Origin of the sequence: Vitiosangium sp. GDMCC 1.1324 (assembly GCF_003044305.1) — a bacterium.
GTDB lineage: Bacteria > Myxococcota > Myxococcia > Myxococcales > Myxococcaceae > Archangium.
Map to the genome: position 1 here is coordinate 23,176 of NZ_PZOX01000033.1, position 19,095 is coordinate 42,270.

The following is a 19,095-nucleotide window of genomic DNA, read 5'->3' on the forward strand; positions in this document are numbered from 1 at the left end:
AACCGCTACTTCTGGATTTCAGCATCTGTGTATTTGGATCATAGCTGAGCGGGTGTCAGGGGCTTCGTTCCGACTGCAACCATTGCGTCCAGGAGAGGGGGCCACCCCCCGGGTTCGCGCGGGCGTAGCCGTGGAAGCGCGTGAGCAACTCGAGCCGCTCGGGGGCGAAGGCCGCCTTGTAGCTGTCCGGGGCGGGCCGCTTGCGCAGGTCGTAATCGTTGAACCGTTGCTGGCGCTCGAGGATGGCCTCGAGCGCCACGTGCTCCGCGTTCCAGAGCAGCTCCAGGAGCGTCAGGAAGAGGGACGTGCGGCCCTTGCCACCCCGGCAGTGGAAATGCAGATGCGCTTCGCTCCGCAGGTCCCGGACGAAGTGGATGAAGCGGTCGATGACGGCGTCATCGGGGCGCAGGTGGTCGGTGACGGGAAGGCGCAGGTAGTGCCCCTCTGGCAGGCCCAGCGCTTCCTGTTCCGTCCGAACGTGCCCCGGTTTCCATTCAGTGAAGTGGGGTTCGCGGCCCTCCTTGATGGCGCGGGCATCCCCCACCCAGACGGTCTCCGCGCGAGCCAGGAGCCGCAACCGCAGCCCCTCGAGCTGGCGCACCTCGTCCCCTGCGAGCCCGACACATCCCCAGTTGTGCCGGGCGTACCAACTGACCGCCGCCCCGTCGAGGAAGCCATGGGTCTCCTGGCGCAGATCGACCACGTAGAGGCGCTCGGGAGCCGGGCGGCCGAGCCGCTCCTGGATGTCGTCCCAGCCCGCCAGGGAGAACTGGGCGCTGCCCGAGCAGTGGGGGGGACCGTGCGTTTCGCCGCTCCGTGAGGCCTCGAAGCCCGCGCTCATGCGGAAGCGGCGGGCCTGGGGCTCGTCGGAGTCGAGCACGAGCGGGGCGAAGGAGGCATTGGGAGCCAGGGGGGGCAGAAGCATCACGGCAACATAGTTCCCCCTGGAGCGCCCCGCCTCCCTCCCGGCGCGTTACTCGTCGAGGGGCCGCTTCGTCCCGGAACCGCCGATGTCTGGCACGGGCTGGGCGAAGCCCTCGTTGATGAGCCTGTCCCGGAAGGAGTTGGAGATCAGCTGGCCCTGGGTCTGCCCCGGGGTGGTGGTGGGGGTGTACGTGAGCTGATGTTGATCGTTGACGAGCTTCTTCGTGCCCGCGGGGGTCGTATGGTGGATTTGCGACGTCTGTCCCGCATCCTGTGGATTGTATCCCCGGCCAGCGCCGTAGTTCTGGTTGAGCTTGACGTTGGTGTTGCCGGCATAGCGATAGGCTCCAATCAAGTTGAGCCGGCTATCGGCGTTGTTCATGTCGAGCTGATGCTTGAGCGCGGGGGAGTCCTTGGCGGGATTGAAGAGATCCTGCTGATAGGTCTTGTCCAGCAGGTGATTCGTATCCCGGTGGAAGGCACTCGAGGGGTTGGCCGTGTCGTACTGGAGCCGCTTGATTTCGGTGGGATTCTGACCCGCCAGCGTGTCCTTGGCCTTCTGCCGGGAGCCATAGGTGAGGCTGTGCGGCTTGTGGAGGTTGTCGTCCGGAATGGCGACGGTCACTCCCTGCGTGTACGGGTCCTTGCTCGGCAGCAGGTGGGTGTTCCGCTGATTGAGGGACTCGCCCGAGGGGACGTGATCTCTGTTGGTATTGAAATCCGCACGGGCGTCACTGACCCGGACCAATTGCGAATTGGGATTGTTCGGGTCCACCAGGGTATTCTTCGCGTAGGGGCCCACATCGCCGGGCATCAGCGGATTGTTCGTGCTGTTGCGATCCTCGCGCGAGCGATCCAGCAACTGCTTGTTGTCCAGTTGCTGCTTGAGCGCGGCGTTGTTCTGGGCATCGACAGGCGTGCCCTTGTTTCCGGGCCGGGTCTTGTCGAACTCGAAGAATTGCCCCGACTGCTTGTCGTAGGCGTAGTTCTTGCCGGTGAGCGGATCCGTCACCTTGTTGCTGCCGGTGCGCTTGCCCCCGTTCTTGAAATTGACGAAATCGCCCCCATCCATCGAGAAGTAGTCGTTCTTGTGCTGGAGGCGCGTCGCCGGGTTGTCCTGGCTGGCCAGATGAACCTTCTGCCGATCATCGATCCGCGCCTGGACTCGTGGCGGCGTCGTCGGTGCCGTCGACCCGGGCGCGGTGGAGGAACCGGGCAGGTTGTTGCCACCCGAGGGGGTGGGGTCGGGTGATGACGTGCGCTGCCGCTTGGGCGGAGGGGAAATGTTCCGCGTCGAGGTCGACGGCGAGGAGGTAGGGAACTTGAAGCCACCGAGACCCAGTTTGGACGAACGACCCAGACCCATGGAGGTACCCCTAGCAGGAGGAAGAGAAGGTGTGACTGCCGTACCGGATTGGAATGCTCGTCCCGTGCCACCGTGGGTCGAGCCCATCACGGGTGGGAATCCCTTGGGATTCCAGGGGCTTGGGGGCAGGGGGACACGCAAGAGCCGGTCGCGGGTCCGGGCTGGGGGTGGTGACTCCCGTCATCACTAGTGACTGCTGTCACCACCCCCTGGACTCTCCACGCTCGGCGCCGTGGGACGCCCGCTGCACGCCGTCGATCCTCTACGTTACGGCTATTCTCACCGGGCTCGCCTGCCAGACCTGGAGGCAGGGGCTTCATGACCCGATGAGGAGGGCTCCGCCTTGAACGACATCCCCCGGAAACCCGACGACTCCGCGGCGCGGCTGGAGCGCGCGCTCGTCTCGCTGGAGGGCCTGTCCGTGGGGGATGCCTTCGGCGAGCGCTTCTTCGGCCCGCACGAGGTGATGCAGCCTCTGGTGGAACAGCGTGACGTGCCCCGCGCACCGTGGAAGTACACCGACGACACGGAGATGGCCCTGTCCGTCGTCCAGGTGCTGGAGGACCACGGCCAGGTCCACCAGGACGTGCTGGCGCGCCTGTTCGCGACGCGCTACCGCAAGGACAGGAACCGCGGCTACGGCGGCACGGCGCACGACATTCTCCAGAAGATTGGGCTCGGGCTGCCCTGGCGTGAGGTGTCCTCGGAGGTGTTCGACGGCCAGGGCTCCATGGGCAACGGCGGGGCCATGCGCGTGGCGCCCCTGGGGGCGTACTTCGCGGGAGACCTGGCCCGGGTGGTGTCCGAGGCGCGCGCCTCCGCGGAGGTCACCCACATGCACCCCGAGGGGCAGGCGGGGGCGATTGCCATCGCGGTCGCCGCCGCGTGGGCCTGTCAGTGGCCGGAGTCCCGAGGCTCCGCCAGCCAGCTCTTCGAGGTGGTACTGGACGCCACGCCCGCCGGGGCGACACGTCAGGGGCTGGAGAAGGCCCGGGCGTGGCCGCTCGAGGCCACTCCGTCGTCCGCGGCGAGGGCGCTCGGCAGCGGGCAGAAGGTCCTCTCCGAGGACACCGTGCCCTTCGCGGTGTGGTGCGCGGCGAGGCACCTCGACTCCTACGAGGAGGCCCTCTGGACCACCGTGGCGGGCTTCGGGGACCGGGACACCACCTGCGCCATGGTGGGAGGAATCGTCGCCTTGAGCGCGGGTCTCTCCTCCGTCCCAAAGGCGTGGCGCTCGGCCCGGGAGCCCCTGCGCCGGCGGGTATAGTCTCCCCGCCATGCTGAATCCGGAGTCCCCGAAGAAACCCGTCGCCTGTACGTAGGAGCACGGACGACGCGTTCGAGCGCTTCTCATCAGGGGAGCGGAAGCTCCAGCGTGGCCACGGCGCCCTTGCCAGGTCCCTCGCTCTCCAACGTGAGGCGACCCCCGAGCAGCTGCGCCGCCAGCGCGCTCGTGTGCAGGCCGAAGCCGTGGCCGTCCTTGCGCGTGGTGAAGCCGTGCACGAAGAGCTTCTCTCTCATCTCCGGCGCGATTCCCCTCCCATCATCCATCACCTGAATGCACGCCAGCTTCCCCTGCGCGGAGAGCCGCACGCTCAGGTTGCGGCTCCCTTCGGGGACCGCGTCCAGCGCGTCCTTCGCGTTGCTGATGAGGTTGACGAGGATTTGCAGCACCTTGTGCTTGTCCACCTTCAGCCTGGGCACCGGTGACAGCTTGCGCCAGACGGACACCCCGTGCCGCTGGAGCGCCGCCAGCTGGATGCGCAGGGCGTCATCGATGAGCTGAGCCAGGTCGCACTCCTCCGGCATCAGCGCCGTCTTGGCGTAGTTCTGCTGCACCTGGACGATGGCGCGGATGTGCTCGATGTGCCGGCCCATCGCATCCAGGTCGTCCAGCAAGCGGGTCTGCTCGCCCATCAGCTCGTCAGCCACCGCTGACAGGTAGTCCGGCAGGTGACTGCCGCGCGCTCCCGGGGCCAGGAAGTCCGCCAGGTGCTCCCGGTGCTCCAGCAGCAGGGCCGTGGCCTGCTTCAACCGGCCGACGCGAGAGGAGCCCACCGCCCTGTACATGGTCTCATGGCCGATGACAGCGCTGGTGAGCACATTGCCCACGCTGTGCAGCACGTTGGAGGCCACCTCGGACATGCCCACCTCGCGCGCCGTGTCCACCAGCCGCGCCTGGGCCTCTTTGAGCTCGCGCGTGCGCTCCTCCAACTCCGACAGGGCCCGCGTGAGCTCCTGGTTCCGCTGCGCCAGGCTGCGCAGCGCCAACTGGGTCAGCTGGACCCGTGCATCCGAGATGGAGGCGATGAGCACGGACAGCACCAGGAAGGTGAGCGGAATGGCCGGCGGGCACCCGTCGAGCATCGCGGCGCCCACCACCAGCGCGAGCAGCACGTACAGGCGCACCGGCGCCCGCCGGTCCACGGAGCTGTCCACCCAGAGGCTGTTGAGCGGCAGGTATATCCAGACGGGGAAGGCCCAATCGGAGAAGTGGCCATAGATGAGGGTGGCCAGCAGGTTGAGAGCCACCCGGAGGGCCTCGGCCAGCCGCGTCCGCTCCGAGAAGAAGCGCTGCGCCAGCACCATGTTGAGGCCCGTCACCACCACGAACGCGCCTGTGACGATGCCCACTCGCCCCCACTTGCCCCAGATGGAGAGCACCAGCAGCAGGTGGGTGAGGATGACCAGCATCAACACGAACCACTTCAGGCGCTCGTTGACCTGACCGGCCACGACCTCGGGATCCGCCCCTGCTTCTGGTAAACGCATGCCACCTCTCCGTCGAGCTTCGACCTGCGTTCGCACGCGTCCCCCCCCGACGCGTCTCGATGACTCACGACGCGCAGGACCCGCTCACGCTAACACGAATGTTCAATCCTGGACGGTCATCCACTGGGAGTGAAACGGGTGCTCGCCGCACAGCGCACCAGGCAGTCCAGCGCCTCGCAGGCCCAATAGGATGAAGTCATCTTCCCCCCAACCCCTGCCGTACCGGGCCCTCGGGTGCCGGCGAGGAGCTCCGCATGTCCACCGCCTCCGGGCCGACCTTCAACCGGTTCGAGTCTCCCCACCTGGAGAACCCCTACCCGCTCTACGGGCGCATCCGCCGCGAGGCCCCCGTCTTCTTCGACGAGGCGCTCCACTTGTGGATCGTCTCGCGCCACCAGGACGTGCGCGCGGTGCTGATGGCGCCGGAGACGTTCTCCTCGCTCAACATCTTCCAGAGCCCGGTGCCTCCGCCACCCGAGGTGCTGGAGGTGCTGATGCAGGGGCCCCAGGGGCTGCCGTCGCTCATCGATGACGACCCGCCCAACCACACGCGCGTGCGCACGCTGGTGGGCAAGGCCTTCGCGCCGCAGCGCTTCGCGGCCCTGGAGCCACGCATCCGCGCCCTGGCCCGCTCGCTGCTCGATGCCTTCGCGCACGAGGGGCAGGGAGACCTCGTCTCGCGCTTCACCTATCCGCTGCCGGCCCTGGTGATTGGCGAAATCATGGGCGTGCCGCACTCGGACATGGATCAGCTCAAGCGCTGGGCCGAGGACCTGACGCTCTTCACCGCGGGCACGGCCTCGCCGCAGAAGCAGGTGGAGTGCGCCCGGAGCTTCGTCGCCTTCCAGCGCTACCTGGGGGAGCTCGTCCAGGAGCGCCGGCGCGAGCCGAAGGACGACCTGGTGAGCGCCATCCTCCAGGCGCGGCACGGGGACCTTGCGCCGATGAGCGACGCGGAGCTGGTCAACCTGCTGAAGAACCTGCACTTCGCCGGGCACGAGACGACGACGAACCTGCTCGGCAACATGCTGGTCCTGCTGCTCCAGGAGCCGGAGCGGTGGCGCGAGCTCCAGGCGGACCGGAGCCTGCTGCCCAAGGCGATTGAAGAGGCGCTGCGCATGGACTCGCCCGTGCAGGGCATCATGCGCACGACCACGCGCGAGGTGGAACTGGGCGGGGAGAGGATTCCCGCGGGGGCGAGGCTGGTCATCCTGTTCGCCTCGGCCAACCGGGACGAGAACGTCTTCGCCGCGCCGGAGCGCTACAACCCGCGCCGGGCCGACATCTCCAAGCACCTCGGTTTCGGTCTGGGCATCCACTACTGCATCGGCGCGCCGCTGGCCCGCCTCGAGGCGAGGGTGGCCCTGGAGCTGCTGGGCGAGCGGCTGCGGAATCTGCGGCTGCTGCCGGGCGAGGGCTTCGACTACCTGCCCAACTTCTCCCACCGCGGCCCGCGGCGACTGATGGTGGCGTGGGACCCCGCGTAGCCGGGGCCCTATTACCTGCGGGGCGCTAGCACGATGATCGCCATACCGGTCAACGCCACCAAGGCCCCTGCAATGTCCCATGCGCTGGGCCGCTCACCCTCCACAGCCCACAGCCACAGCAGCGCCACTGCGATATAAACGCCTCCGTAGGCGGCGTAGGTGCGCGAGGCCCCCGTGGGGTGGAGCGTCAGCAGCCATGCAAAGGTGGCAAGGCTCGCGGTCGCTGGCACGAGGAGTAGCGGGGACTTGCCCTCGCGTAGCCAGAGGTACGGCAGGTAGCAGCCCACCACTTCCGCGATTGCCGTCAGAACGAAGAGGCCCAAGGCCCGCAGGAGGACGAACATGAGACACTCCGTCCCATGGCGTGTGCCGGCTTTGCAAGTGAGCCGCAGAGGTGACGGGCGGGCCTATGCTGGAGAGCAAGATGGCGCGCCCGAGTTGCAGCCTCACGGAGCAGCCTGGGTGCTGGTCGGAGCCGGAAGGCCCTCGGTCGTCTCCACGAAGAGGGACCGCATCAGGGGCTTGGCTTCAGGGGCGCCCCTCATGAGCAGCACGAGCCCATCCTCCCCGTGCTGGGTCACCTCCATCTGGAGGAAGGCGCAGCAGACCGACTCGAAGCGGACGAATTCGCCGAGTTCTTCTGCGAGCCCAGGTGTGCGAGCGAACCGGAACGCGAAGCCCTCTGGCGTCTCCTCGATTTCCCGCACCTTGCTCCGCACGGTGGACAGAACCTCCGCCCGGCGCTTGCGCAGCTCCGGTGGTGGCAGCGTGCAGGCCAACGCGGGGGATTCGGCACTCTGGATCACTGAACTCATCGCAGGACTCCTTCCAACCCGTAGGGCTGGCACCCCGGGCGGCGATTGTGTCGGCGAAGTGGCCAGCGCATGGTGAAGTCATGCCTCTTCAAGTCGACTTGAAGTCAAGCCTTTCTATCGGTCAACTTGCACAGGCGGCAGGGCTGCGCACCTCGGCGATTCGCTATTACGAGGAGATTGGTCTTCTGCCTGCGCCCGAGCGCCAGGGCAGCAGGCGAGTGTACGGTGCCGAAGCGCTGGAGCAACTCAAGCGCATTGCTCTGGCGCAGGCTGCGGGCTTCAGCCTCCAGGAAGTGAAGTTGCTAGAGCGAGGACTCGGTGACGGAGAACCTGCCCCCCAGCGCTGGCGGCGGTTGGCTGCTCGCAAGTTGAGCGAGGTGGACGCCCAGATCGCGCGGTTGCGGAGAATGCGGGCTCTCCTCCACCGGGCGCTGCACTGCGAATGCACGTCAATGCGAGCCTGCCCGCTTCTCGCTCAGGGCGACGCGGACACCAGGGCGTCAGTGCGTGCTCCACGTCGTATTCCATCCCGGCCGTAGAGGGGCGCAGAAGGTGTCAGAGGATTTGTACGGTTCGAATCCTCTGACACCTTTCTGGGAATCCTCTGACACCTTTCTGTGCCTTTCTGTGACACCTTTCTGGCCTTCATGAGGTCCCTCCCGAGGCTCGCGCTTCGTGCGCGATGCCCAGGAGCTTCCTGGAGCCATTCGCGACAGACGTAAGCGCCCGAGCTATCCGGCGGAAAGCAGGGATTGCTCACCCCCCACGGGACGTGATCGACGCGCAGGAAGAGAGGAAGAGCGGCGTCGCTGTCCGGGGCGTCAGGGAGCGACGGAAGTTACACGATGCCCGCATGGGCGCGTCCGCCGGCGGAAGGCGCTGGTCCTTCGCGGCATCGTCTCTTAACCTCCCTCCTCCTCGGCAACTCGCGCGCGCTCGCGCAGGAGGATCATGGACATCTTCGAAGACCTCATCAATTCGCTGCTCGGCCCCGCCGGCCCCACCTCCGTGACGATCTCCGAGGAGGGCCATCCCACCCTGCCCCTCGCGAGCGGCGGTGCGGTGATCCTCAAGCCAGAGTCCCTGATCCTCACCGACGTCGACGACGACATCATGGAACAGCTCTCGGCGCTGTTTACGTTCGGACCGAAGCTGCGCCGTGTCTACGATTACACCACGCGCTTCTCCATGGAGGTCGAGCGCGGCGAGGAGAGGATACTCTTCAGGCTCGAGCACCCCGCGGCGCATCCCCTCTGGACCGACGAGGGGCTCTGGGCCCTGGTCTGCGTATCCTCGTCGAGGGGCTACGGGGCCGAGCAGGAGAACCTCGTCATCCCGCGCGCCATCCTGGAGGCGGACGACTGGGAAGCGCGCCTCGCCGCTTTCGACGCGCGGCGCGCGCAATGGGGGCAGCGGTCCGACGACCTCTATCCCGAGGAGGTCTGCGTGGAGCTCCCGCCGCCGCCGAAAGCGGCCGAGGACGAGGGCTGGGAGGCGTTCGCCGAGGGAATTGGCCTTTCGCCCGAGACCCTCGCAGAGCGCGTCGCGCCCATCGTCGAGGCGGCCTGCGACACGCTCCCCGCGGTCCGCGCGCGCTACGAGCAGATCTATGGGCTGAAGCTCCCGTCGAGGATCGCGAGCCTCGCGGCCCTGGTCGCGGCCCTGGGGGAGCTACCCGAGAACCCCCCCGATCATTACTGGGAACCGCCCCCGGGCTTGCCGCGCGGCAATGCGTGGCTCGAGGCGACGCTCTCGATGCGAATGGCGGGGATTACCGAATGGTTCGCGCCGGGAGGGCTCGAGCGCAAGCTCATCGACGCCTCACGGATGTACGACGAGGTCCCGCCTGGGCGCGAAGGCCCCCTCGATCCACGCCTCGACATGCGCTACCGCGCCGACGCGCCGCAGTTCGTCTCGTTCCTGAGCGGCAACTCGGACGGGCTGCACTGGGGCTTCTGGTACGATAGCCCGGACCACTTTCCGGTCATCGCCCACAATTACGCGCGCGACAGCGCCGAGATGTGGCTCGACGCGGAAGGCAAGATCTTCCTCTTGCTACGCTACAAGATCGCCGACGCCATCTCCGACGCCCAGCAGGAGTTGATGGACGTCGAAGACGAGGAGGTGCGGAAGTATCCATTGCAGCGATGGCGCGCCCTGCGTGTGGTTTCGGCCCACCTCGACGCCATCGAATCGTGGATGTCGCAGCGCACGTGGGACGACGAGCCCACGTGCCCATGGCCGCGCACGCAGGGGTATCCCGTGGGCAGCCCGCGGCTCGCCCTGCGGCCGGACGCGGGGACGGTGCCAGCCCACGTGCCCGATTTCGGTGCCGCCTCCCAGCAAACGCCCTCGGTGGAGGAGCGAAAAGCATGGATCGAGGAGGCTCGGCGCGAGCTCGCCGAGGGTCGCGCGGCGTATGCGCACGCGCTCGGCCTGTATCTGCACTGGCTCGACGCGGGCGATCTGCGCGAGGAGGCAGGGGCGCTCCTCATGCACGCCTACGAGGCGCTGGGGTTCCGCGCCTTCGCCGGCATCCTGAAGGTGCACCTCATGCACCGCGATCTGCAGAGCGTGGGCGTCTTCGAGAAGGAATGAGCCGGCAGAAGGTGTCAGAGGATTTGTACGATTCGAATCCTCTGACACCTTTCTGGCGATTCCTCCCGGTCAACTCCCCGTGCGGATATCTTCAGCGGGGGTTACACGGGCCAGCAGCGCGCTGAGCTCGGCCGGAGGCTTCTGCTCGATGCGCCGGTATTGACGGCCGTCCTGGGTCCGGTCGACGAGGCTCGCCTCGAACATCGCGCGGCGCAACACAGCGGGGTCGCCGAACACGTGCCAGCGCTTCAACAGCTCGTTGATCTCACGTTCGGTGAGGACGCGGCTGCTCGGAATGCGCGCCCAGAGCACCCACAGGCAGAGTTTCAGATGCGGGGCCTTGGACGGCCAGCGCAGCAGGCGGCCCTCCGCGTCGAAGTGCCGCGCGGCTTTTTCGACCAGCTGGTAGTCGGGGGTGGGCAGCGCTTCCCTCGGTGTGGCAAGACGTTGTCTGGCCTCTGCGCTGGCGCGGAAGTGCTGGTAGTTCCGGAAGCCGGCCGCGCGGCACAGCATGTTGAGCAGCTCGAGATGGCCTGGCTTGTGGTCGAACTGGTCGAGCTGGCCGCGAAGCGAGCGGGCGAACGCCGAAAGGTCGGCGACCTCGAAGGGGAGGGCGAGTCGGGGCATGGCTTATCCTCGTGTGCGCCGTTCCAGAAAGGATGTCGCTGGTCGCCGTCTTACGACTCGGCACGGGGATAAGTGCGTGCCACATCAGGGTGCAGGTTTAGCTCCCCTTTCGGGGCGGCGACGCCTCGGTGAACTGCGGACCGTGCGCCAAGCATAACACATTGGCTCCTGGCGTCATCCTCACGTCCCGCTCCTTCCTTCCAGCAGAAGGTGGCAGAAGGTGTCAGAGGATTTGTACGGTTCGAATCCTCTGACACCTTTCTGGGGGAGCAAGTAACTCCTTCAACTCGACATCCGCCACGAGCCGCGGGGAGGACGAGGCCACACCGCCTCGCCGCTCCCTGTTGTGGGCGCTGCTACTTCGGAAGCCATGCCGCGAAGCGCTTGTCGAGGAGGGGCGCCGCCTTGTCGACGGCGTCCCAGGTGTCTTCGTCCAGCACCGGCTCATCGTGACCGAACGGACCCGCGCGCTTGCCCAACATCTCCTTGAGGTCCGCCGTCATCCAGAGGCCATTCATGTTGTGGAACCAGCGGTAGGCCAGCGTCCGGAGCCCGGGCGCATCCCGGAGGTGGTCGTCCCAGAGGCCGCGCGGGAGCGCCCGCTTCACGAGCTCCGAGCCCCGCGCCTGGCGCTTGGAGACCGCGTCGAGCAGCTCGCGGTGCGCCGCGAAGCGGGAGGCATCGAGCAGGCCTCGCGTCGCGGCATAGGCGACGAAGAGCCCGGTCGTGACATTGGGATGCTGCTCGAGCTCGCGGGCGCGCTTCACGGAGACAGTGACGGAGAGACCGTCATCGAACTCGAGCGTGAGCCACACGTGCCCCGAGGTGTCGAGCGCATAGGCCCAGAATGCGACGGTGAGCTCATCCTCGTCCGCGAAGGCCGCCGTGCGGCCGGTGGGCGCCCCGAGCACCTTCGTGACCTCCTCCTCCGAGGACGCCTTCCACGGCACGCCCAGAATCGTCTCGCCAATTTTCTCCTTCACCCATGTATGGGTGACGTAGGGGATGAAAGTCTTGGACGTCTTCGGGATGGGCGGAAAGGCCTCATTCAGGACGTCATGCGAGAAGACGAGCTCGACGCCCAGCTTGGGCGCCGACACGTTCGCCGAGTCATTGTTCTCGTTGGTGGACTGCGGCACTTTCTTGCCGAGCACCTCCGTCACATAGGCGATGACCTCGGGAGAATCCGCGCGCCGCCCGAGCACCGACGCGAGGCGCTGCGCTTTCGGTCCGAGCTGCTTCATCACCTCGGTGGGTTGGAACGCCGGGGCGGCCACTGCCTGCGCTGCCGCAGGCACCGGGGCCTCGCCATCGAGCCAGGCCGCGAAGTCGAAGTCCTTCGCCTTCGGCGCCTTGACCTTCTTCTCCTTCAGCCACGCGGCCAGCGCCTTCCGGCCGGATGCCCCCTCCTCGTCGTCGAGCTCGTGAATCCCCGTCTCGCCCTGGGACCACAGCTTCAGGAACTCCTCGAGGCTGTTCGCGACGGTGCGCACCTCGCCCTCCGAGCCGAGCAGTGCGATTGCGGGGGGCGCCTTGGCGCCGGTGTTCACGAGGACGAGCAGCGAGCCGTCAGGGAGGTGCAGGAACGCAAAGGCGTCGCGGCGAAGGCGATCTGCCTTCTCCGGACTCCACTCCTTCGGAATGGCCTCGGCCTCCAGTACATCGAACCCGCTCAGCGTTCCGTGGGGCTGATTGCCCAACCACGCACCGAACTCCGTGAGCAGCGGTGGAATCTCGTGACCATCGGGCGCCGGGGAGAGCTTGACCTTGTAGTTCGCCATGGGCGCAGCTTCGACCGCATTCGCCGTCAAGGCGAGCAGTAATGTGCCCCCGCGCATGTCGTCATCGAGGTGGGGACGCATTCGCGCTGGATGCGTGTCAGAGGATTTGTACGGTTCGAATCCGCTGACACCTTTCTGGCGGGTCGAAACCATCGAAGTCCACCTCCTCGTTACCCCGTTTCACGCGGTAGGCGTAGCCCTTGGGAGCCCCCGTCACCTGGGCTTGATAGTTCCGAGCGCTCTCGGACATGGACTCGGTCGTCTGGACCCATTGACCCGGGCCAACAGACCCTAAAGAACGTGCAGATCGTCCACTTCGACTGTGTAGGTTTCGCCCTGCTTGATCGCCGTCACCGAAAGTGTCAGGTCGCTGCGGCCTTCCTCCCGAGTCCACAGAGGTACATCAAGAGTGACCGCATCCGGCTGAGACGTCTGCTCATAGATAGCTACAAGCATCCCACCGTCAGCTGGCAAGGGAACAAGAGTCCGCCCATACTGCTCGACAGCAGCTCTCAACTCCGCCTCGGTCAGGCGCCCTGCTCGACCATCCGCTGCGATCTCCGCATACCGTCCTGCCGCCAGATCCTCTATCAGTCGCCGAATCCGGCAGAAGGTGTCAGAGGATTTGTACGGAGGATTTGTACGGTTCGAATCCTCTGACACTTTTCTGGCGGCTCGCTCTTCTACGCGCTCTTGGCCCAGCGACTTCCGCCGAAGTGGAAACCGCGACCTTCTCCACGGGTGGGGAGCTATTGCTCGTTGAAGCGCACCGGGAGCTGGATCGTGAGCTCGGGTTGGTTGGTATTGCGCGGGAAGACCACTCGCTTCATCTGGCCCTCCAGGCACTTCGCCAGCCTCGGCGACACGGTTGCGGGCTCGGTCACCTTGGCGGCGCTCACGTCGCCCGAGTGAGCGATCGTGATCTGGAGCATGACTCGGCGGTCCGCGGGAAGCTCGGCGCGGAACTGCTCTCCGCACTCGATGATCTTCTGCGCGTTCTTCTTCATGATGACGCGGTTCACGCCCTCGGGGGTGAGCAGGACGGACGCGGAGGCTGGCTTCGGCGTCACCGTGGGCTTGGGCGCCGTGTCCACGGGAGGCTCCGTCGGTGGAGGCTCGGTCTTCTGCACCACGGTGGGAGTGGGCGTGGGGGGCGCTGGCGTAGGCGTGGGCTCCACCTTGGGAGCCGGGCTCGGGGCCGGCGCGGTCACCCCGGTGACGGGAGCAGGAGGCGCTGCCCGAGGCATGAAGTACCAGACCACGCCTCCACCCAACGCCAACAGCGCCACGGCCCCCAGGGCGCCCATCGCCACCGACAGCCCCGTGCTCCGCGCGGGAGGAGGACTGGCGGGGACGGTAACGGCGGCGGGTGGGGGAGCGGTGTGGGGCTCCTGGAATTCGTGGGTGTGGGGCTCCTGGGCCGTGACGGCGGGAATCCGCGCCGATGGACGGACCAGGGTCCTCTCGGTGCCCAGCGACTCCTCCTGCGACTCCTGCTGCTGCTGCTGGAGCAGCGTGTGCGCGCCCAGCTCGGAGAGCGAGGGAATCTTCGTCTTGCGCTCGACCTCGGCCGCGCCGAACATGCCCTGCATGTACTGGGCGAGCTGCGACACGCCCGGGATCGACGGCGTCCCGCGCAGGAACTCCTCCAGGTCGGCGCGCATCTCGGCCGCGCTCGCGTAACGGTCCTCGCGGCGGCGCTCCAGCGCCTTCATCACGATGCGCTCCAGGGCGGGAGGCACGTCGGGCCGGTGGGTGCTCGGCGGGAGGATGGGCTGATCCATCAGCGCCAGCAGCACGCCGAGCTCCGTGTCCCGCTCGAAGACGCGGCGCGCGGTGAGCAGCTCATGGAAGGTGACGCCCAGCGAGAACAGATCGCTGCGGGCGTCGAGCTGCTGCTCGCCTCGGGCCTGCTCGGGGGACATGTAGCCCCACTTGCCCTTCAGGAGCCCGGGCTGGGTTTGCGTCATCCGCGAGGAGGCCTTGGCGATCCCGAAGTCGAGCACCTTCACCGTGCCCTGGTACGTGACGAAGATGTTCGAGGGGGAGATGTCCCGGTGCACGAGCTCCAGGGGCCGCCCCTGCTCCTGATAGCCGTGGGCGAACTCCAGGCCCTCGAGCACGGAGAGGATGATGCGGGCGGCGATCGGGATCGGCACGCCCTGGCCCTTGGCGTGGGTGGCGGCGAACACCGCCTCCAGGTCTTCACCCGCCAGGTACTCCATGCAGATGAAGTACCGGTTGTCCGCCACGCCCAGATCGGTGATCTGGACGATGTTCGGATGGTGCAGCCGCGCCGCCAGCCGCGCCTCGTCCAGGAACATCGAGACGAACTCCGGATACCGGGTGAAGTGATCGAGCATGCACTTGATCACCACATCCCGCTCGAAGCCCTCGGCGCCGAGCTGCTTGGCGAGAAAGATCTCCGCCATGCCGCCCTCGGCGAGCTTGCGGATGAGCACGTACTTGCCGAAGCGGTGCAAGGGCGTGACCGGCCGGGACAGGGGAAAGGCGGGTTGGGTAGCCGTCATGGCCGAGCTTTCCGAAGAGTTCGGATCCAGTATGCCTCGTCTTGACCCGAGACGAGACGGAACACCAGTGCCTCCGTGGGCGGCAGGCGCAGGGAGAAGCGGCCCTTGGCGTCGAGCTTCATCGCCTGCCCATTGAGGAAGAGCCGGGAGCCGCGGGGGACCACGCCCTCCACTGGTACACCCTCGCGTCCGAAGCGCTCCCCCGGGCGGGGACGGCTGAGCGCCAGCCCGCTGCGTTCATTGTCATACACGAGCTCCAGCTTGTTCATCCGGCCGCCTGCCAGCTCGTCTCCTCCAGGGCCGAGCGCCGCCACGTACCAGAGGTAGCTCCCCTCGCCGAGCGTGCCGGGCTCCAGGCTGTACTGGTTCTGGGTCGTCACCTGTTGCAGGAGCGGCGTCTGGACGTTGGCGGCTCGGTAGATGCGCAGCTGATACGAACGTGCCCCCGGCCGGGGCTCGAAGCTGAAGTGTAGCGAGGGCACCGCGCTCTGGAAGTAGATGGTGGCCTTGAGTCCGGTTTCGAGCACCTCGGCCTTCGGGTTCGAGCCCGCCAGCGCGGAGCGGCCGCGATCCGGCTGGAACCGGGCCGAGCCCTGTGCACGCACGTTCCCGTCCTCACCGAGGAAGCGCCAGTGCAGCTCGCCTCGGGCCGGCGGTTCGACCCGCACCCAGTCCGCGCCCGCGCGCCCCGCGAGCAGCGGCTCACGGAAGGAGGGCTCCTCCGCCACCTCCACCCGGAGGGGCGCTCCGGACGCGGAGGGAACCGAGATCCCCGCCTCGCCGAGCCCGTCGGTGAACACGCGCGCGCCCTTCGCCTCCGGAGGCAGCACGAGCAGGGGCGCCGAGGCCTGCTCGACCCGCGGAGACTCCGAGGCGCGGCGTACTCCTTCGCCCGCCTTGAGGAGGGTCGTCTTCCCATCGGCCACCAGCTCGGCCTGCCCGGCGAGGACGGTGACGGTGGCGCCTGCCTCGGGGTTGCTCACGGAGAGCGTGCTCTGCTCGGAGACCTTGAGCTCGACCTCACCGCGAGCGTCCGCCAGCTTCAGCGACTGTTTGCCCGTGCCGAACTGGAGCCGCGCCCTTCCGCGGCTGAGCCGCAGCGTGTAGGAGCTCTGGTCTCCCTGCCGGGAGGCCTCCTCGAGCGTCCCGGCGGTGTCCCCGGCGAGGCTCACCTGCAGCAACCTGGAGGACAGGCGGGCGCTGGAGTTCGCGGGGAGCTCGAACGCCGCGCCGCGACCGAGCTCCCGGCTCTGGCCAGGGGCCACGTCAGCGAAGGCGCTGTCCTGGGCGCCACGCACGCGGGCCTTGCCGCCCTGGGGCTTGAGGGTGAAGACGATCTCCTCCGCGACCACGGGCGGCGGGGCCTGCTTGGGCTTGCTGAGCGAGAGCGCGAGCTCCTCGCCCACCACGACAGGTACGGGCTGGCCCTGCGGATCGAGCACGCGGATGTCGCCGTACTGGAGCATCAGCTTGGGATTCTTCTCGCGCAGGTCGAACACCATCTCCGACGCGGTGACCAGCTCCGCCCGGCCGAAGCGGCCCGTGACGGTGAGCCCGTTGCCGCCGGTCTTCGGCGAGGTCGAGACGATCCTCCCTTCCTCCAGCTCCAGGGTGAGCGCTCCCGGTGCGCCGTTCACCCGGAAGCGGCTGTTCTCGGCCACCTCCACCTCGGTGCCGTTGACGTAGCGCACGTGCGCGGTGCTCCCGGGACCGGTCACCACGGTCTCGCCCGGGTAGAGCGGCTCGTCCACGCGGCCGGGGCGGGAGGCCGCATCCTGCTGCACTGTGACCTGGCCCTGGAGCTGGATGAGCTTCGCCAGCTCCGGCACGCCGGGTCCGGCTGGGGGGTTCTTGTCACATCCCCCGCATCCCCCCCAGAGGAGCAGGAGGAGCGGAAGCGTGAGGGAGAGGACGCGCACGACTCAATTCTCCAGAGGCGAGAGATCCACGTAGAACAGCGCCTGATCTCCAGCGCCCACGTCCACCACCTTCGTCTGCGGCACGTAGCCGCGTGCCTCGAAGGTGACGTGATAGCGCCCCGCGGGCAGGCGGAACTCGAAGTCTCCCGTCGCGCGGGTGCGGGCGCGGAGCCTGGCCTCCTCGACACGCAGGGTGGCCTGGACGGGGCGCCCCTGGGTGGAGCGCACGTGCCCGCGCATCCAGGCCTGTACCTCCGCGGCCTTCTGCAGGAGGACCTCCACCGAGGCCTCGCCATGGGAGGGCACGACCACGACCTCCTCCTGCGGCCGGACTCCGGCGCCGGTGAGCTTCAAGGTGACGGGGCCCGGGCCCGCCTCGGGCACCACGAAGGAGCCGTCCACAGCGCTCCGGGCGACCACCTGACCGCCGAGCTGCACCTCGATATCGGCCACGGGCACCTTCGTGCCATCGTTGCCCTGCTCCCACAGGAGCCGGCCCTTCACGGTGCCGGGACCTGGGATGCGCTCGAGCGGCAGGAACACGCTGGCCTGGCCTCCCGAGGGCACGAGCACCTTGCGCTCCACGGGCTGATAGCCCTCGGCCGAGGCGTTGATGGCCACCCAGCCCGAGGCAAGCCCCTCCACGCGGAACGCCTCCCCCGTGGCGGTTGCCTCCTTGCCACCGGCCTGGACGCGCGGGCTCTTCAGCGGCAGGGAAGGGTGGGGCCGCAGGGTGATCCACACCGTCCCGGACGTCTCCGGCGTGGGCGCGGCGGCCAGGGCGCCGGTGCTCAGCAGCACGAGCACGAGTGTCATCGCGCACGGTCTCATGGGATGGGCTTTCCTGCGAGCGTGAGCTGGTAGCCCACTCCGACAGACAACCCACCCAGGTTTCCGCTCACCTGCTGGGTTCCTGGCGCGTAGCTCCATTGCACCTGTCCGGCCACGCGGCCCGGGCCCAGCCTCCAGGCGAAACCGGCTCCCACCGTCACGTCAGGGCCCGTCGAGCGGAGCTTCTCGGTGACGGTGCCTTCCTGGCTCGTCAGCTCCAGGTTGCCCTGCATGCTCAGGACACCCGCGCTCGCGTCCGCGAAGAGCAGGCCCCGTGACAGGACCGGGTGGCTCCAGCGGGCCCCGAGCCGGAGGGCTCCACCGCCGAGGGTGAACGTCTTGGTGACCGGGTTCGGTCTGTCGTCTTCGAGGGTGACGCTCTCCGCGGTGTTGCCGCGCAATTCGAACTGCACCAGCGCCTCCACGGGCAGCGTGGCGAGCCGGAGCGCGCCCTCGAGCTGGAGTCCCGCGCCATTGGCCCGGGCGGTGTTGCTGTGCCCGAACAGGAAGGCGCCCAGCGTGGGCTGCCAGGGCGACCCCGGGGAAGGCGGGCGCAGGTGCTGCTCGGGGGATGCAACCGCGGCGGGGGGCGCCGGCCCCGTCGGCGTGCCGGGTGGCGCCGGACGAGGCTCGACCTGGAGCGTGGACGAGCGATCGGCCTCGTCGAGCGGTGACGCGGAGATGTTCACCGGAGCCGCACTCGCGGTGGAAGCGGTGAAGGGGACCTCGAAGACGCCGCCCTCCTTTGCTTCGATGGGGCCGAGTGTGCCCCGCTCGGCGCTCACGGCGAGGGGCGGGAGCGCAACGGCGGGGTTGCCGCTGTCATCTACGACGAACCCCTGCAGCCGGACAGGCCGCCCCTGGAGCGGAGTCTCCATCGCCACGAGCTGGACGCGGGGGAACCTGGGCGCGGGGAGCGGCACGCTCTGCGTGCGGCTCTTGCGCGAGCGCTCGGAGATGGTCACCTGAGCGCTCGTGACTCCGGGTGGAAGCCGCACCGGCACCACGGCCTCTCCGCTGGCCGCCGTGACCACGGGCCCGTAGGAGGCGGCACCTATCGAGACCTGCACCCGCGAGCGAGGCGGCGCCTGGAGCCGGAGCGAGTAGGGGCCGTGGACGGGCAGGGCGAGCCACGCCCCGGAGCTGCTGGCTCCCCGCTTCACCGTCGCATGGAACAGGGCCACCAGGGGGCCTTGTTGCGAGGGCGGCCGGTAGGTGGCGTGGAACGTGCCGTCCTGCGCGGGAGCGGGCTCGGTGACGGAGCCGGCGTTGACGCTCAGAGAGACCCGCGCGTCACTCAGTGGACGGCCCGCTTCATCGAGCACGCGGAGCTCGAGCTGCGCGCTGTCCTCGGAGGTGACGAAAGGCTTGTCGGAACGCAGCGCGACAGCCTGACCCGTCAGGGTCAGAACCAGGAGAGTGAGAGTCGCTGCCGCCATGGCGC

At 68.0% G+C, this 19,095-nt stretch carries 15 protein-coding genes and 1 pseudogene; 4 read left to right on the forward strand and 12 right to left on the reverse strand.

All coding sequences use genetic code 11. The features are described from left to right. Positions 1-55 precede the first annotated feature (55 nt). Both DAT35_RS52785 and DAT35_RS52790 read right to left on the reverse strand, forming a co-directional pair. Complete coding sequence (locus DAT35_RS52785; protein ID WP_108077095.1) at positions 56-925, reverse strand: protein tyrosine phosphatase; 870 nt, start codon at positions 923-925, stop codon at positions 56-58. Between the two features lie 48 nt (positions 926-973). Then, positions 974-2,290, reverse strand: coding sequence for a hypothetical protein (locus tag DAT35_RS52790; RefSeq protein WP_108077096.1), 1,317 nt, complete (start codon positions 2,288-2,290; stop codon positions 974-976). A gap of 343 nt (positions 2,291-2,633) precedes the next feature. On the opposite strand from DAT35_RS52790, the gene DAT35_RS52795 reads away from it, so the two are divergent. After that, on the forward strand, positions 2,634-3,557 hold the full coding sequence (locus tag DAT35_RS52795; RefSeq protein ID WP_199243270.1) for an ADP-ribosylglycohydrolase family protein: 924 nt from the start codon (positions 2,634-2,636) through the stop codon (positions 3,555-3,557). Between the two features lie 86 nt (positions 3,558-3,643). On the opposite strand, the pseudogene DAT35_RS61575 reads toward DAT35_RS52795, so the two are convergent. Beyond that, positions 3,644-4,540, reverse strand: a pseudogene (locus DAT35_RS61575) (sensor histidine kinase); the annotation flags it as partial. A gap of 776 nt (positions 4,541-5,316) precedes the next feature. Between DAT35_RS61575 and DAT35_RS52805 the strand changes: the two are divergent. Then, on the forward strand, positions 5,317-6,549 hold the full coding sequence (locus tag DAT35_RS52805) for a cytochrome P450 (RefSeq protein ID WP_108077098.1): 1,233 nt from the start codon (positions 5,317-5,319) through the stop codon (positions 6,547-6,549). 11 nt (positions 6,550-6,560) lie between these two features. Here the strand turns inward: DAT35_RS52805 and DAT35_RS52810 are convergent, their stop codons facing one another. Further along, positions 6,561-6,893, reverse strand: a complete 333-nt coding sequence (locus tag DAT35_RS52810; protein ID WP_108077099.1) for a YnfA family protein — start codon at positions 6,891-6,893, stop codon at positions 6,561-6,563. Positions 6,894-6,995: 102 nt separating this feature from the next. Beyond that, positions 6,996-7,364, reverse strand: coding sequence for a hypothetical protein (locus tag DAT35_RS52815; RefSeq protein ID WP_108077100.1), 369 nt, complete (start codon positions 7,362-7,364; stop codon positions 6,996-6,998). Between the two features lie 80 nt (positions 7,365-7,444). On the opposite strand from DAT35_RS52815, the gene DAT35_RS62590 reads away from it, so the two are divergent. Beyond that, a complete protein-coding gene (locus DAT35_RS62590) occupies positions 7,445-7,903 on the forward strand; it encodes a MerR family transcriptional regulator (RefSeq protein ID WP_108077101.1) in 459 nt (152 codons plus the stop codon). Positions 7,904-8,315: 412 nt separating this feature from the next. After that, entirely contained in the window at positions 8,316-9,962 is a 1,647-nt protein-coding gene (locus DAT35_RS52825; RefSeq protein ID WP_108077102.1) for a DUF2228 domain-containing protein, read from the forward strand. 69 nt (positions 9,963-10,031) lie between these two features. On the opposite strand, the gene DAT35_RS52830 is transcribed toward DAT35_RS52825, so the two are convergent. From DAT35_RS52830 to DAT35_RS52860, 7 genes are all read right to left on the reverse strand, one after another. Beyond that, positions 10,032-10,589, reverse strand: coding sequence for a DUF2087 domain-containing protein (locus DAT35_RS52830; RefSeq protein ID WP_108077103.1), 558 nt, complete (start codon positions 10,587-10,589; stop codon positions 10,032-10,034). A 356-nt stretch (positions 10,590-10,945) separates the two neighbouring features. Then, the gene (locus DAT35_RS52835) at positions 10,946-12,370 is read right to left on the reverse strand and encodes a hypothetical protein (RefSeq protein ID WP_108077104.1); all 1,425 of its coding nucleotides are present in this window, start codon (positions 12,368-12,370) and stop codon (positions 10,946-10,948) included. A 97-nt stretch (positions 12,371-12,467) separates the two neighbouring features. Beyond that, positions 12,468-12,620, reverse strand: coding sequence for a Tox-REase-5 domain-containing protein (locus DAT35_RS61580; RefSeq protein ID WP_369946557.1), 153 nt, complete (start codon positions 12,618-12,620; stop codon positions 12,468-12,470). Positions 12,621-13,119: 499 nt separating this feature from the next. Further along, complete coding sequence (locus DAT35_RS52845) at positions 13,120-14,901, reverse strand: protein kinase (protein ID WP_108077106.1); 1,782 nt, start codon at positions 14,899-14,901, stop codon at positions 13,120-13,122. Further along, complete coding sequence (locus DAT35_RS52850; RefSeq protein WP_108077107.1) at positions 14,898-16,820, reverse strand: FecR domain-containing protein; 1,923 nt, start codon at positions 16,818-16,820, stop codon at positions 14,898-14,900. Before DAT35_RS52850 ends, DAT35_RS52845 begins: the two co-directional genes overlap by 4 nt. A gap of 3 nt (positions 16,821-16,823) precedes the next feature. Further along, a complete protein-coding gene (locus DAT35_RS52855; RefSeq protein ID WP_158502265.1) occupies positions 16,824-17,636 on the reverse strand; it encodes a carboxypeptidase regulatory-like domain-containing protein in 813 nt (270 codons plus the stop codon). Between the two features lie 11 nt (positions 17,637-17,647). Next, positions 17,648-19,090, reverse strand: coding sequence for a hypothetical protein (locus DAT35_RS52860; protein ID WP_108077109.1), 1,443 nt, complete (start codon positions 19,088-19,090; stop codon positions 17,648-17,650). Positions 19,091-19,095 lie beyond the last annotated feature (5 nt).